The organism is Pseudomonas sp. O230, from assembly GCF_045447035.1.
Lineage (GTDB): Bacteria > Pseudomonadota > Gammaproteobacteria > Pseudomonadales > Pseudomonadaceae > Aquipseudomonas.
The window spans coordinates 1-15,458 of sequence record NZ_JBJGXN010000021.1 but is presented as its reverse complement, the minus strand read 5'-3'; the positions used below and the strand labels follow the sequence as shown (position 1 = coordinate 15,458).

The window sequence follows — 15,458 nt, the reverse complement described above, 5'->3', positions numbered from 1 at the left end:
GCATTCGCCAACAACCTGAACACTTCCGCTGCCCAGGCGCCCAGCACACTAGGTTCAGGGCACCCGAGCAGCCGGGCAGCCCCCACCTTGTTTACGCCAGCTGACATCGATATAAGTTTCTGATTGGCAGGCTTCAGACGGCGAGCTGTCCTACCAGCTCCACTAGTCCATCAGCACCTGCAAGGCAGCGGTCATGCATGTCTTGGGGATTCAAACCAGCGTCAAGAATAGCGTCGGCAAAATGCTGTATGTCTTTGCGCATAAGTCCCTGAAGATGCGGTGCAATATCTGCGGTGATCTCGTTATTGATCGCTCGCAAAACTGTGCTCGAACCGCTGCTCACAGTAATGACCTCATGCAGCTGTACCAAGTCCATACCTATGGATTCACCCAAGCTGAAGACGTCTACCGCGTTTTTCAGATTGGACATGGTCAAGGCGTTATTCAGAAGTTTCGCCATCTGGCCGGCGCCTGAAGGTCCTAGCAGAGAGACTTTCCGGGAGAAAGTCTCGAAGACTGGACGTATTTGGGAGAAGGCCTGCGACTCGCCACCCACCATAGTGGTCAGCGTACGTGCCTGCGCGCCTGGTCTTCCTCCGCTTACAGGAGCATCAAGGTACGTGATTCCCTGCTGTTGAAGTTCAGCAGCCAGACGGCGACTTTCCCTCGGATCGCCGGTGCCATGGTTTACAAGAACGGCGCCGGCCTTAAGCCCGCACCGTAGCCCGCACCGTAGCCCGCTATTGAGAAGACTTACAATATCCTTGTCGTCAGTGAGGCAGAGACAGACAACATCGCAATTCTCGGCAAGCGTCTGTACCGTTTTTTCAACGATGTGAGGCGCCCCTGCTATGGCTTCCAAAGATTGGGGACGGCGAGCCCAAATGTGCAGATCAAATCCAGACTCCGCGATTGCTTGAGCCATGGGACCACCTTGGTCACCGAGCCCGATGAAGCCTACCTTCAAGGTTGTCATTCTGGACACGACCTCACCCTATCATCCGCGTGGCAACTTCCCACAACCGCTGCGCGTTTTCAGGGTCAACGGCGTAAGGTGCCACTCCCGTGTAATCGGCAGGCCGTTTGGTGACTACCAGCGCCTCATTACAGTCCTCGAAATAACGACCGCCAATGCCTTCCAACAGCGGAGACGCCGCAAGCAATACCGATGTAGCTGCACCTTGTTGCACGTTCTTCTGACGTTCAATTGGCGTCTTGAGCCCACCGGTGTGCTTCTGAAGGTTGGTTGCGATTGCCCCAGGGTTCAAAGCGTTGGCGAAAATGCCTCGCTCCGCCCATCGGCTGGTGATCTCAACGGCAATGAGCGCGCATGCCGATTTGGCCTGGGCATATGACGCGAAAGCATCGTATGTGCGGAAGTCGAAATTGATGTCATCGAAAACCACTGGCCCTAACAGATTAGCGTTTGAACTCAGCGACACAATTCGGGCGCCTTCGGCTTTGATCAAGGCGTTTTGCAACCCGAATACGAGCGCAAAATGGCCGAGAAAGTTGGTCGCAAACTGCATTTCCCAACCTTGCGAAGTCAACTCCCGTTCAGGAACGGCCATGATCCCTGCGTTATTGACAAGGATATCAAGTGGCTTTGACCAAGACTCAGCAAACGATTTCACAGAAGACAGATCCGCCAGATCGATTGAACGGATATCAACGGTACCCCTGCCTTCTGTGCGCAGTTCGGCCGCTACCGATTCCGCCGCTTCCGGACGCCGTACTGCAAGCGTCACGCTTGCGCCGGCATTGACCAATGCGCGCGCTGTCTCAATACCAATACCGGAGGCCCCGCCCGTTACGATCGCCCGTTTACCAGTGAGATCAACCCCTTCAATGACCTCTTGTGCGGTTGAATGAAACCCGAATGGTGTAGTGATACGCGTCATGAACTATTCCTCGCATGTTTAATGGCCGTTGAGTCGAACTGACTTGCGGGATCACCGGATGACCGGCAGATGAAACTGCCTTCAATTCCAGGCACCAGCACCGAGTACCGAGTACCGAGTACCGAGTACCGAACGGATCCTGCTGAGCCCGAAAAAATCCCTGAATGCTCGGGATGCCAACATTCCCACCATGAGGCCCGATCCGCGTAAAGTTGCTGCGGACCAAGATAAGCCTCAGCACTGTCGCAAACAATCAGGCTAATATCGTATGAACTGATGCAGGAATTAGCACAATGCAGAAATCCGGACTCCTCGAACTTAACGCCGTGGTCGCAGTTTCTACTCATCGCAGCTTTCGTCGTGCGGCCGTGGAATTGGGAATGTCGCCATCAGCACTCAGTCATGCGATCGCCACACTTGAGAAACGCCTTGGCGTAAGGTTGTTTCACAGAACCACGCGAAGCGTTTCTCTGTCTGAAGCCGGGGAGCAATTTCTGGTTCGTGTGCAGCCCGCTCTGCGTGATATATCCGCGGCCATGGAGGCGGTAAGCGAATTCCGCGATACACCGGCGGGCACCCTACGCCTGAACACCTCCGAAGGAGCTGCGCAAATGGTTCTGACTCCAGTGGTACTGGAGTACCTAAGGCGTTATCCAGACATGCGGGTAGACATCGTCACCGATAGAAGTCTTGTTGACATCGTTGCTGGTGGATTCGACGCAGGCATACGGTTGGCGGAAAGCGTTCCGCAGGACATGATTGCCATTGCGATCACTCCCCCACTCCGTTTTGCGGTGGTCGGTTCCCCTCAGTACTTTGCGAAATGCAAAAAACCAAAGGTTCCGGCAGATCTCCTCGCACATAACTGCATACGCGTGCGCTTCCCCAGCGGCACGATCTACAAATGGGAATTCGAAAAGCGTGGTGAAGAGCAATCAGTAGATGTTAGCGGATCGTTGACGCTCGACAGCCACCACCTGATGTTAGAGGCTGCTCTGCAAGACGCCGGGGTAGCCTGGACCAATGATTTCGCCGCTTCAGCCCATATTGCATCTGGAAGACTCATCCGCGTACTGGAGGACTGGACTCCTTCGTACCCGGGGCTGCGCCTTTACTATCCTGCGAATCGCCATATGCCAGCGGGACTCAGGGCTTTCGTCAACGTCGTCCATGAGATTATGTCGGGGAATTCAATCATGAAAAAGAAAGGCTGAGCTTTTACACTCAATCTGGAGGCCCTACGCCATCTACCTACCTTCGCATTACCGTCCCAGGAATTTTTAGCGAAGGTGATATGGCCTGCGCTTTATATCTAGCAAACTTGGTTTACCGTCAAAAAAGGCCCCGCAGGACCCTAAACGTCGATGCTAATTCATTTGTTCAGCCGATACTCTGCGTTCGCCGAGCCACGGCATGAACGCTGACGTCGTGCGCAAATGGTTGCCGCTTTATTGCGACAGTCAGCTCAATGACGTACCCGCTTTCTTGTCGATGAAGCTTAAACCAAACATTCAGAACGAGAGGTCCATCAGCCTCGAGTTGCGTAGGTGTTCTCTTGTTAGCTTCGAAACGAAAAGCTGAGTTGCCTTGCCAGCTCCACCGACGGAAATGAACCAGGCAAACCTCTGTTCAATTGAATCCAGTACTGGTCGAAAAGCTGCGGCATCCGAATCAATGGGAGGATCCAGTGAATTCGATCTTGATCTTTAAGCAAAGCCGAATGGCGGCGTGTTGCGGACATCATGGTGGCTCAATTGGCGTAGGCGTCAATCGGCACGAAAGTGTTGGCAGAGCGATTGTTGAAAATGCTCCAACAGAAAATCGACGAACACCCGAGTTTTGGCCGGCAAAGATTTTTTGGAAGAGTAATAAATCGAGACAACCCCTAGATCCACATACCAATCTGGCAATAATCGAATCAGCTCACCGCGCTGTAACCTAGGCCACGCGCGATCCAAGGGTAGCAGCGCGACACCTAATCCCATCACAGCACAGCTGCATAGCGCTTCCGGGTCGTTCATTATCGCAGCTGGTTTCAGGTTGAGATCGAAGCGTCCCTCTCCAGAGTCACGAAGCGTCCAATCCAGCAAACGCCCTGAGTTGGTCGACCGCATTACAATGCCATCCGCCCCCTGCAAATCGCTGGGCGTAGTGGGTAGCGTTTTGCCCTCAAGCCATGACGGAGCGGCGACGGCCACGAGATGAAGTTTGGCCAGTTCTCGTGCCACGACGCCAGGCGACAGCTCCATCCCACCACCGATTGCGACATCGAAACCTTCGCGAATCAAATCCACGCGTCGTATTTCCAAGTGCCAATCTGGCACTACAGCGGGGTAACGCTGCTTAAAGGTCTTGAGCAATGGCAGTACATAATCATAAGCCAAAGACGGTGACAAATTGACCCGCAATCTCCCTGCTGGAACTTCTCGGGTATCACCTAATTGAGAGATGGCGCCTTGGATAGTCTCAAGGCCTTCGGAGACCTGTTGATAGAACAACTCCCCCGCCTCAGTCAGGGTGAGGCTGCGAGTACTGCGTTGGAACAAGCGAGTACCCAGATTGGCTTCAAGCCGCGCCACATTTTTACTCACGGCCGCAGAGGAAATTCCCATCCGCCGCGCCGCTTCGGAAAAGCTGCTGGCTTCCGCGGCGCGGACGAAGGACTCAAGATTACCTAGGCTTTCCATAATCATCTCCAACTTTTGGTTGAAGCTAATTCTACCTATTGAAGACTAATTTATCCTTGAAGCAATGGTCATCATGGCCTCCCACCTGGCTATCAAGATTGGAAAGCAAAGCACCATGGCAAAAATTCTAGTTACTGGCGCGACTGGCAGATTGGGCAATGCCGTCCTGCGTTCACTGGTACAAAAAATCCCAGCATCAGATGTCGTAGCAATGGCACGTGATACTGAAAAGGCCAAGCCTCTGGTCGAGTTAGGTATTGAGGTACGCTACGGGGATTACACCGACTACGATTCGCTGGTAGCAGCTTTCAAGGGAGTAGAGAAAATCTACTTGGTGTCAGCCGTAGCGTTCAGCGATCGTCTTGCCCAGCATAAAAACGTGATCATTGCTGCCGGCCGGGCAGGTGTGCGCCATGTTGTTTACACCAGTATTCAACGGATCAACGATGAGCTAGCACCTATTGAAGGCGTGACGGACAGCGATATCGCTACCGAGCGATTGCTGAAGAAGTCGGGCCTCACCTACACGATTATTCAACATCCCCTGTACGCTAACGATTTGCCCTTACTCATCGGTGTCAATGCGGCACAAGAAGGCTTTAGCGCCCCAACAGGTAAAGGCCGAGCTAGCTTCGCCACTTATGCCGAGCTGGCAGAGGCCGGTGCTGAACTGTTAACCCAAACAGGGTATGAAAATCGTACTTGCCTACTGAATGCGGGACAGACATGGTCATTCCAGGAAATCGCTGACGGATTAGCTCGACTGACGGGGAAGGTGGTTAAGTACCAACCGATTTCCATTGGAGATTTCATCGCCGCTCGAGAGGCTGAAGGCTGGCCTACCGCGGTCGCAAAATTCCTCAGCGGCTGGGGTTACGCGATCGATAAAGGCGCTTTCGACCAGAGCGGTCCTGCTCTTGAAAAACTGTTGGGACGTAAGCCGAAAGATCTTGATGGCATTCTACGAGATGCTTTTTCACTGTAAATAATCATTTGGGCTTCCGATAATATTCGAGGGATCTGTTGAGGCTCTCACACGCTCAATGATCCCATTTGAGGAGATCCATCATCGCACCTCGGGCAAGGCTGCCGCGTGAAAGTGGACCGAGTTTTTTCATAAACGCAATCCATCGGTGTTTCTCACTCGGTAGGACAATAAATCCCCCCCCCACAGCTTGAAAGAATCGAAACCGGCGTTAGCCTTTCGATGCCGTTGGATCCGCGCTTCTCGGGTATGTCCGCTCCTCTTGTATTTTCCCATCAGACTACACAGACCCGCGTAAAATTCTCGACCGGGAACTCTTTGCGTGATTGCCTGGTGAAAAACAAATACGCATGGGATCCGCGCCAGCGGAGTGATCTAGTCAGTGGTAGCAATGCGTAGGTATATGAAGGAAGCAGGTCTTGAATTCGATGCCAGTGAGTTTTGCTAGCTTTCTAATTCTAAAAAGCCACTGGCCATTCAAGCTTTATCGGATCGAGGCTCTATCAAGGAGCCTTAGATGCTGCTCTCCACTCCCCCCAAACTCTAACCATCTCAGCCAGATGGATCACGCATGCATACTCCCCGTTTTCAGTTTTTACAGCCGTATGCCACAACACATCAATGAAATCGGTAAGCTCGGCCTGTAGCGCTTTGGCATCCTTGATGTCGAATGGCCGACCCAACAGCTGCTTTTTCGGAGCTGCCAATTCGATCCAGCCCTCATCTCCATTGTCGTAGGTAAAGGGAACGCTATCGCTTTCTAGGAGCCTGCACACACCTTCAACTAAAAGCTTCCCTCTTGTTCCCCAGTAGATTCCGATCATCTCAGCCGGCGCTTGGGGGAGGCCGTCCCAACACTCATAAGCCCACCACCGGATTTTGCCAGCGTCCTTCATCGCTGACTTCGCCGACTGTTCTTCTGCTTCCTGCGCCGCCCTAGCCTCCTTCGATAGCCATTTGCGATAAATTGTGACGTAAGCAGGCCTACCTTTGAGTTCATCAACGCTGAACCGACCCATCGTAAATGGAGCCCTGGGGTCGCCATCCAATGGTGGTCGAGCATTCTGCTTACGATCCCAGGCTATCTGAGCAGCCAGGAGATCTTCATCTTCGATTGTCGAGACGTCGTCAGACTCCCATAGGGAAATAAACCACTCCCGTGCCGACGCCACCTCTTGAGAATTACGAGTATGGATACCCGCCTCCATCCAACGCGCTAACGCTCCATCCTCAAGCCCTAAGCCATTCGTAGACATGTTCGCCGAGCCAATCAGGGCCTGGTTTTGACCAACGACAACTTTGGCATGCAGGTGGCTCGAATGTTTGATCTGAAGCGAAGAGTTACCATCCTTTATCTTTGACAAAAAGTATCGAACGACAGCGGGATTGGTTCCGCCGGTTCTCAGGTTGCAGATGATGCGAACAGAGCGAGCAGCATTCAGCGGAATCAAATTTTCTGCTCCGTCCCCCCAGAAAGCGATGGCAAAATCCAAGTTTTGTTCTTCGGCGATCAAGCTTTTCAACTGGTCTTTATAGTCAGCAGGCGCCACAAACATCAGGAATTCCTTTTCTCAAATCTATCGATGGAACTCACGCAAAAAACCAAAGGTTGCGAGGAGAAGCCCAACCCGCTGGTCAATTTCGGCGAAGCCGGGAGGTACATGGTTGCGACGGTGTGAAGTTTGTTGGCCAGCGAATCCATAGCGATAGTACCCGCTGCGCCCGGCCCACACGCAAATTAGCGAATGAGCGGCAATTCTTGTGCCAGCCGCTTATGGTGCAACGGGTTCAGGAGCTTCACCTGGCTGCCCATCAGCAGACCTTCCAAGGCGCGACGTGACGAAAGTGAATTTGTTTTTGTTCTGATCAAACGTGTAAATGGCCGTCAACGGTACGGCGGTAACCAGAACCCCAGTTAAAACGCTGGTGATCTGAGAGTTGAATTTGTTCAGCAGCGGCACACCGGCCATTGCGTTACTGATCACCCGTCCGACATAAACGCCGACAATTGCTGAGGCCGTCCCCGCGAGCACTACCGTAATTGCGTCGAGCTTAGCCTCATCCTTGCTCAGCATGATACGAATGCAGCGCACCAGGCTCAGCGTGCATTCACGCACTAGTGCTAGTACGAAGGCTGGCATCTTGATGATCAACGAAATGAGTATCTGTGGTATCACACTCAGAGCCCCTGCGACGCCAGCCTCCAGGCCGACAGCTCGTGCGCGCGCCCATATCTGCTTCTCTTCAAACCGTTCGCTTAGACGTTGTTGGATACGTGCAGTGGCATCCTTCGAGTTCTGTAGCCAGCCGTCTTCATTAAAAATTCGTCCGTTGACGGTTAAGTTGCGGATTTCATCGATGAAAATATCCACGGTTTCCAGCACGATGAGACCCACGATTTGCTGTGCGGCCATCGTCGCACCGGTCAATGCTATGGTCGATCCAATTTCTACCGCTGCATCCCAACGGTGATCATTTCGATTGTCTTCTGCCCTGTTAAAGGCTTCATCGATATCTGATTTACGAACCGTAACTACCTCACCGGTTTTCTGAATCGTCACGTCAATCAGGTCAGGATCGTCGGCTCGCGGCCTCCCGTTTTGTTCGAGATATTTATAGATATTCTTGTCTTGCAGCGAGCGATTGAGCGAGTCATCTGCGAATACCAGATTCTCCTTAGAATTGATGATGCTGAAGAACTGATCATCCGTAGTACCTGCGCGCAGCAGTAGATCTTCGTAGTAATCCTTGCGAGCGATCACATGCTCAATATCTGCGCCCCAGGGGTCCAGTTGCTGGTCCTTGTGATACCCGTTATCAAGCTTCTCGTAGCCTTCAGGCGTCCATGTCTCACGGGCTGCGTAACGCACATCCTTCATTGCTGCAAAATTCGGATCATCGAACATCGCTGCACCGGTGCGCCCTGAGAATGCTTTATAGGAGTCCGACAGATTTTCGTATTTTGAAGCGCTATGATTGTCGACGTCACGCATGACATCGCCCAAAGCGAACGATGCGACAGTGCGGCGAATAGCTTCACGCTTGCATTGGTCAAAGATATCGTCAATGGATTTGGCGGGCACGGGTAGGCCTTTGCGGATTCCCTCTACCATCTCCAGCGTTGTTTTCTCTATCTCGAAAGTAGCGCGAAAGGAAGCTGCCACTTTAGCCGTGCCTAGGTCCTTGTATTGAGTGAATGTATCTTTGTAGAACTCAGCTCGACGCATCTCTTCATAATCGATGTTACGAACACTATCCGAAACGGCGACGTAAGCTCCGACCGTTTTTTCCTTGGTAAAACCGTAGGCGGTGATGGAAGTCTCTTTGGTCTTTCCGGCAGCGCTAACGGCGCTGTTTTTCACGCTCTGCGCAGCATCTTTGATATCAAAGGAAGCTACAGACTCGCTGACCCGGTTCGTGGCTTCGGATAAGGCGTCCTTCATAGACGCTAGAGATGCTTTGCTTGGTAGCCAGGCCATATGATCTTCCTTGATGTCAAATAGACATCATCCTATCCACTTTGCTGGTTCTCTAAAAGCTAAATTAATGGCTTATAGCCATTAGTCGTAGACCTGTTGCGCGACTCAGTCGTCCCTCCCAAGACTCCATCAGTGGATGGCAACATTTTTCAGTTCACGCCGCCCCTGGCTCGCTACTCAACACGCTGCCCCGCTCTTCCCCCGTTTTGATTTTTCCGATTTTCGTGTAGCTTTGCCTGATATACGGGTATATACCCGCATACTACAATTCTAATTAGTCATGCTTCATTCAGGAGTCACCCAATGCGCATTTTGATCGTAGGGGCCGGATCGACCGGTGGTTTTTTCGGTGCGAAGCTCGCCAAGGCAGGACGAGATGTCACGCTCCTCGTTCGCCCCCAACGACTCGCTCAGCTTGAGCAGGATGGCCTTCACGTCAAAAGCCCCGCGGGTGATATCGATATAGAGCCACAGCTCGTCACCGCGGCCCAAATCCAGGGCCCATTTGACATCGTCTTGGTTGCAGTCAAAGCCTATGCGCTTGAGTCAGCATTGGAAGATATGGCTGCTGCTGTTGGCCCTGATACCGTGATCCTGCCCTTGCTCAACGGAATGCGTCACATGGAATTGATCGCCGAAAAGTTCGGCAAGGATCGCCTCCTGGGATGCGCATGCAAAGTCGCGACAAGCCTTGATGAGAGCGGTCGTATCGTCCAACAGGGAACATTTAACGACATCGCCTATGGCGAGTTGGATGGCACCGACTCTGATCGAGTCGCCAACGTCCACGAGTTCATGCGCGATGCCGGCTTCGATGCCAAAACATCGAATACGATCTCCCGCGACATGTGGGAAAAATGGACTCTGCTCGCGGCCATGGGAAGCATCAATTGCCTGATGAGAGGCAGCATTGGTGATGTCGTCTCGGTAAAAGGCGGACGCGATTTTGCTAACGCAGTTATCGACGAGGTGGTGACAATTATCCAGGCAGTGGGCTGTCAGTTGAGCGAGCCCTTCTTAGCGGAAGCCCGTCGCCTGCTTACCCTCGAAGGATCGCCACAAACTTCTTCTATGTACAGAGACCTGGTTGCTGGCCGAGCTATAGAAGCAGATCAGATCATTGGTGATCTACTGGCACGAGCGAGTACTAAGGATTTGGACGCACCGGTACTGGCCCTGGTTTATTCGAACCTGCTCGTATACCAATTGCAGTCACAAAAGTGACCTTTTGCTGACGCTGCCTCGTAATTCGAGGGTTACTATTCTCGCCCTTTCGAGAGAGGCCTTGGCTGCGTTGCTCGATTAACTCGGCTGAGCATCGCATTCCCCTCAGCGTTCACGTGCTTCCTGGCGTAAAGCAGATTTAATGGAACGCTCGGCACCACTGGTACATGTGTAGCAGGAATTGAAAACGGTCGACGCGACCCGCCACTGGCGAACCCTCCGCATAGGGGGTTCACCTCCAGAGGCATAAACTCGCTATGAGGAAAGCTACCAACCAAAGAGGTCTCCCTTATCCAAGCCACTCAGGCTGACTTCAACAACTAGGTTTTTCAGCAAGGACTCGTAACTAGGTTGATTTGCTTTTCGCATGTCATAAAAGAGCGCAGAAATAAATCAGTCCCATGCCCTCTTGATTTGATAGCGTATGGCCGATAAAGGCTCTTAGCCACCACTAAAATTCAGGGAGGATCTGTTGTGAAATCGATGCTGGGATCAGTGAAAGGTATGTTGTTGCTGCTGGTGGTCGCTTGCAGCCTGGGCTTTGGCGCGATCTTTGTCGGTGGCGTCGCGGCGTTCGGTCAGATGGATCGGGCGGCGATTGAAATGGGGCAAGGCAAGGACGTAGTGGCCGACATTCTTCCGCCGCCGTTGTATGTGATCGAAGCGCATTTGATCGTCTATCAACTGATGAACAGCGGCATTGACACCGCGCAGGGGCTGAGCAAGCTTCATCAGTTACGCACCGATTTCGATACGCGCAACGCTTACTGGCTCGCCTCCAACCTCAATGATGCAGTTAAAGGCAGCCTACTAGGCGCCCAAAAAAAAGCCTCCGACTCTTATTTCAGCGCGCTTGAAAAACACTTCATTCCGGCTCTGCAACAAGGCAATCAAGCGGCCGCCAACACCGCGTTCGAGGAACTGAAAGCCGCATACGACCTGCACCGTCTGGGCGTAGACAAAACCGTTCAAGTCGCCAACGCCTACGCAGACGCGCAACTGGTGGAGATGAGCAACACCTCCAGCAACGCCCGTTGGCTGTTGGGGCTGGTCGGCGGCCTGAGCACCTTAGTCGCCTGGCTGATCTACACCTTCGTCGCCCGGCGGATCAAAACTCTGCTCGGCGCCGAACCTGCCGAACTGCGCCAGGAAATGGCTCGTTTCGCCTCAGGTGACCTGCGCAACGATAACCGTCCTCCCATTGCCGGCAGCGTCCTGGCCGGCCTAGCCGAAGCCCGGGAGCGCATTCGCAAGCTGGTGGCCGATACCGCCGCCGGCGCTGAATCGGTGGACGTACAGGTCAGCAGTGTCAATATTGCACTTGAGCAACTGAAGGAAAACTCCACGTGCCTCGCCGAGTCGGCGCTGACCACAGGTGTGGCCATGGAACAGATTTCCAACACCATCACTCACATCGCCAAACAGGCGGTGGCGGCACAGACCTCTGTCGGCCAGGCGGATGATCAGGCTCGCGCCGGTGACAGCGCCCGCCTGGAAAGCCTAGAGAGCGTGCAGCGCCTGGCGACGGCCAGCCGCGAGACGCAATCCTCGGTTACCGACCTGGGCACACAATCGAACAAGGTCAGCGGCATCGTACAGACCATTCGTGAAATTGCCGGGCAAACCAATTTACTGGCGCTCAACGCCGCCATCGAGGCCGCCCGTGCCGGTGAACAAGGCCGTGGCTTTGCCGTGGTCGCCGATGAAGTGCGCAAGCTGGCCGAACGCACGACTAACGCGACCAAGGAAATCGAGTCGTTGATCGACGCCATCCGCCGCAGCATCGAAGGTGCCGTGCAAGCGATCCAGCGCAGTGCTGGGGACGTCGACGTCGGCATCAAGACGGTGGTGGCGGCTGGTGAGTCGTTGATGGGCATTCAGGACCGCATCGCGGTAGCGACTCAGGCGATGCTGGAGATTGTCGCCGCCACCATTGAAGTCACCAACGCCTCGCGCAAAGTCACTTCCAGTATGGAAGAAGTTGGCCAACTCGCCGACGCCGGCAACCGCTCCGCCGCCACGACCGCCGGCGCTGGTGAAGTACTACAGAGTGTTTCGCAAAGTTTGCGTACGGCATTAAAGGCGTTCGCGTTTTAAATATTGCTCGCAGACAAGCAAGCTCTCATGTATTTGGGGGGGAGCAGGTTTGCCTGCAAAAAAACGGGTGCGGCCATATACCTAAAACCATTTGGCAACCATTATCCACTTACAATCATTTTTTCAATATTAAACAACTCCTTGCTAGCCAGGGAAGTCATGCTATACACCGCTTACGTGAATTGGACACTGAACTACCAAGCGAGCACAAGGTGAAGACTTCAATGCCCAGATCAGATCGTCTTTGAGATAAAGAAGAACGAGGGCGGCATAAGTAAGACTAGTAGGTTGTGCCGCTTTACCGGAATTGAACTGGTGACCTTCTCATTACGAATGAGCTGCTCTACCAACTGAGCTAAAGAGGCACTACTACTGTCAAGCTAGCCAAAAGAGCTACAGCACGTCAATGAGCCCTCACCCTACAAACGTTCGTCGAAAACGCGAGCAGTACTCAGACTCTTGAGTCATCGGTTCACACTACGCTCCGGCTCACGCTTCTTCGGGCTCAGAAAATGGATGCCTCCAATAACTGGGAAATTGCACTCCACTTGCCCACCCGCTGCATTCAACTTGACCCGGCATTCGCATTCGTTCTGACCAGCGATTGCATCGGATTTGACCTACACGTTTCGTGGGCATGACCGGCAGAGAACAGCCAAAAGCGGTCACTCAGTTTCTTTGCGAAACAGGGCAGTTCAGTTACCGGCAGAGCTGACAAAGTTATGCGCTGTGATCTTGGAGGCTATCTAGAAAACCCAGGGTAACTCAACTCTTAGGCTATGCCGCAATGATGATATTCGATTAGTCGTTTTAGCGCTGAAAGAACGCGTAATGAGCGTCAGACTAAGAGAAATTACAGGCTATGCATTGCCCCCCAAAAAACCCCAATGACAAAAGCTACCATTAGAGTAGCTTTTGTCAGCGACAACCTATTTTTTCGAGGGCTTGCTAGGTTTCAAGTCGGGATTATTTCCTTGCGTGTCTTTATTGTCACGACGACGCTTATCAACTTCGCCGGTTGATTTAGCAATTGGCTTTGGGCCTGGTTTAAGCGCCATAATATCTCTCCTTGACGTTAATATTGATTTTGGCTGTTGCAGAATCATCTTATTGATACGGACGAATACTTTCAATAGGCATCTGAATGGCTGTTTCTGGCCATTTCTCTATGCGACTGGCCGCTTTGGGTTGATAGCTGCCCTTCGCGACAGGCAGAAATCGGCCCAGAGCGGTCGTTGGAGGTGTCTACAAAACCACCAGCAAATACGTAGGGCCGCAACGTTTTCTTTCGTGACACTCCTTCTTTGATAGAGCTAACCAGTCTCAAACGGGTGGGCGGTGGCTCAGAGTCTATTGAGATCGACCTCAAGTCCGGCCCCCTTCAGTTCCTTTGCGAGCGAGTAGCGCCAAGCACCGCCATTATCTAGCTCGATATAAACCACTCCATAGTAGTCCGAAGGCAGTTCCACTCCTTTCTCATAGAGAACGCAAACGCGCCTGCGATTGATCTTGCCCATGAAGTAGCCCAGTTCGAGGACCACGTTCTGTCTCGCACGATCTTGCAGCGTTTGGTCCGCTACATTCTTCTTGCCGCCTACGTCGTCAGCCGTCATGAGCACCACGGCGAAATGGACATTGGCATATCGCTCCAACTTCTCAATGACAGTGTCGCTAGCGCTAGCCTGCTCATTGAGAATAATGACCTTTAGGCCCAGCTTTTCAAGCAACCGGGCCGACATCTCGCGGATAGCCTCATTGTGCCCGTGAACTAGGAATACTGTGCTCGGGCCTTGAAAGTGCTGGGCTGGCGCCCCTGCTGAGAGGTCATCGCGAATGACGTTTTTTAGAACTTCGATCTCCATAACAGGGGACTTGGGTGTGACCTTGTCACCGATCTTTACGAACATCTTCACTACCCGACCAGATAGCGGTGATGGCAGTTCGATTGACGCCTTATCGCACTCAAGCGTGACGTACGTATCACCCTGCACTAGAAAGTCCCCAGCACCGACAGGAATTTCGATCACCACAAGGTCACCGATTGCCAAATCCTCGCCAGGCAAACAATCGGCCTCCAAGTTAGGACACAATAAAATCTGCGTCTTATCGCTCACTACTCGACCTCCTCGATTTAAGCTAGCTCTGCATCTTTAAAAGGACTGTGCGCGTTCAGAGAGACTGGACACGATCAACTGCTGTGCGTATGCACTAGCACGATTGGGAAGCAGTACTCCCTTGCCCACCCGTTTATCTCTTACGTCAGTCCTCAGATGCATTGGTAATTGCATGGCAGCCTGGCCCGGCTTTTGCGTTTTCCCTGACCGGCCAACTGCATCCGATTCAACCATGATGATCGAACCCATGACCGGAGGAAATCGATCAATTTCTGCCGATGCTGACCGGTGCTATGGGTCGACTCCTGACACTTTGATGCGTGCGCATAAGGCTGAAGGTCACTACGCTCATGAACACCATCTGCCATGATCTATATGATCAGCCGTAGCCAAGCACGCCGAATATTTCGGCGACTTGTTGCTCTGATCGCCCAGGATCAGAGTTTCGTTATAGCGGAAATGGGCGAGCAATGTGTCTGCTGGTGAGTGCGAGGCAAAGAAGTTCCAGTAAGGAAGTGGCCTGCTCAGGCCTACAAGTAATCACTTTCTGGTTAGAGATAAGCGCGTTTAGTCTCGACCGGCAGATCCCCTAGGAGGCGATTTGAAGCAGTTTCCGCTCAGACCTGGTGCCTCTCTGGACATGTTTCTTCAAGCGTGTATGCCACGCCGAGACGCTGTCCCACCAACTTTAACCGAAAAAGCCGTCATCCCAGGCATCCCTAATGCTCGCTACAGGTTGGACCACGACCGCACTCCTTTCATTGAGGATGCAGTGCAGTCCAACAAACGCGAGAGTCAAGTACTGGCCGAGGCTGGGAAGCTCGGCGATATCTTGCCGCTAGCTCACATGCTGGCGGTTTCCGGTGGTGGCGATGCGGGCGCATTCGCCGCGGGACTGATTGCTGGATGGACGACTCATGGGACTCGTCCCTTGTTTAAAGTCGTCACAGGCATTAGCGCGGGAGCCCTCG

General features: G+C 52.9%; 11 protein-coding genes, 1 tRNA gene and 1 pseudogene. 5 read left to right on the top strand and 8 right to left on the bottom strand.

The genetic code is table 11. The annotated features are described in order from the left end of the window. Window positions 1-133: 133 nt before the first annotated feature. Both ACI77H_RS29915 and ACI77H_RS29910 read right to left on the bottom strand, forming a co-directional pair. Complete coding sequence (locus ACI77H_RS29915; protein WP_407015523.1) at window positions 134-976, bottom strand: NAD(P)-dependent oxidoreductase; 843 nt, start codon at window positions 974-976, stop codon at window positions 134-136. A 13-nt stretch (window positions 977-989) separates the two neighbouring features. Further along, on the bottom strand, window positions 990-1,901 hold the full coding sequence (locus ACI77H_RS29910; RefSeq protein WP_407015522.1) for an SDR family NAD(P)-dependent oxidoreductase: 912 nt from the start codon (window positions 1,899-1,901) through the stop codon (window positions 990-992). A 293-nt stretch (window positions 1,902-2,194) separates the two neighbouring features. Between ACI77H_RS29910 and ACI77H_RS29905 the strand changes: the two genes are divergently transcribed. Continuing rightward, on the top strand, window positions 2,195-3,115 hold the full coding sequence (locus tag ACI77H_RS29905) for a LysR substrate-binding domain-containing protein (RefSeq protein WP_407015521.1): 921 nt from the start codon (window positions 2,195-2,197) through the stop codon (window positions 3,113-3,115). Between the two features lie 552 nt (window positions 3,116-3,667). Here ACI77H_RS29905 and ACI77H_RS29900 read toward each other — a convergent pair. Then, the gene (locus ACI77H_RS29900; RefSeq protein ID WP_407015520.1) at window positions 3,668-4,588 is read right to left on the bottom strand and encodes a LysR family transcriptional regulator; all 921 of its coding nucleotides are present in this window, start codon (window positions 4,586-4,588) and stop codon (window positions 3,668-3,670) included. 73 nt (window positions 4,589-4,661) lie between these two features. Between ACI77H_RS29900 and ACI77H_RS29895 the strand changes: the two genes are divergently transcribed. Next, complete coding sequence (locus ACI77H_RS29895) at window positions 4,662-5,573, top strand: SDR family oxidoreductase (protein ID WP_407015519.1); 912 nt, start codon at window positions 4,662-4,664, stop codon at window positions 5,571-5,573. 503 nt (window positions 5,574-6,076) lie between these two features. Here the strand turns inward: ACI77H_RS29895 and ACI77H_RS29890 are convergent. Beyond that, on the bottom strand, window positions 6,077-7,129 hold the full coding sequence (locus tag ACI77H_RS29890) for a phospholipase D family protein (protein WP_407015518.1): 1,053 nt from the start codon (window positions 7,127-7,129) through the stop codon (window positions 6,077-6,079). 216 nt (window positions 7,130-7,345) lie between these two features. After that, window positions 7,346-9,052 (bottom strand): hypothetical protein, encoded by a 1,707-nt coding sequence (locus ACI77H_RS29885; protein WP_407015516.1) that lies wholly within the window; start codon window positions 9,050-9,052, stop codon window positions 7,346-7,348. A 303-nt stretch (window positions 9,053-9,355) separates the two neighbouring features. Between ACI77H_RS29885 and ACI77H_RS29880 the strand changes: the two genes are divergently transcribed. Both ACI77H_RS29880 and ACI77H_RS29875 read left to right on the top strand, forming a co-directional pair. Continuing rightward, window positions 9,356-10,276 carry a ketopantoate reductase family protein gene (locus tag ACI77H_RS29880; RefSeq protein ID WP_407015515.1) on the top strand — a complete coding sequence of 307 codons (921 nt, stop codon included), beginning with the start codon at window positions 9,356-9,358 and terminating at the stop codon, window positions 10,274-10,276. 483 nt (window positions 10,277-10,759) lie between these two features. Beyond that, complete coding sequence (locus ACI77H_RS29875) at window positions 10,760-12,373, top strand: methyl-accepting chemotaxis protein (protein WP_407015525.1); 1,614 nt, start codon at window positions 10,760-10,762, stop codon at window positions 12,371-12,373. A gap of 291 nt (window positions 12,374-12,664) precedes the next feature. On the opposite strand, the gene ACI77H_RS29870 is transcribed toward ACI77H_RS29875, so the two are convergent. From ACI77H_RS29870 to ACI77H_RS29860, 3 genes are all read right to left on the bottom strand, one after another. Continuing rightward, window positions 12,665-12,738 (bottom strand) — tRNA-Thr (locus tag ACI77H_RS29870). Window positions 12,739-13,302: 564 nt separating this feature from the next. Further along, window positions 13,303-13,431, bottom strand: a complete 129-nt coding sequence (locus ACI77H_RS29865) for a hypothetical protein (protein WP_256575459.1) — start codon at window positions 13,429-13,431, stop codon at window positions 13,303-13,305. A gap of 285 nt (window positions 13,432-13,716) precedes the next feature. Continuing rightward, window positions 13,717-14,487, bottom strand: a complete 771-nt coding sequence (locus ACI77H_RS29860; protein ID WP_407015513.1) for a TIR domain-containing protein — start codon at window positions 14,485-14,487, stop codon at window positions 13,717-13,719. A 601-nt stretch (window positions 14,488-15,088) separates the two neighbouring features. On the opposite strand from ACI77H_RS29860, the pseudogene ACI77H_RS29855 reads away from it, so the two are divergent. Further along, window positions 15,089-15,458: pseudogene (locus ACI77H_RS29855) on the top strand (patatin family protein); the annotation flags it as partial.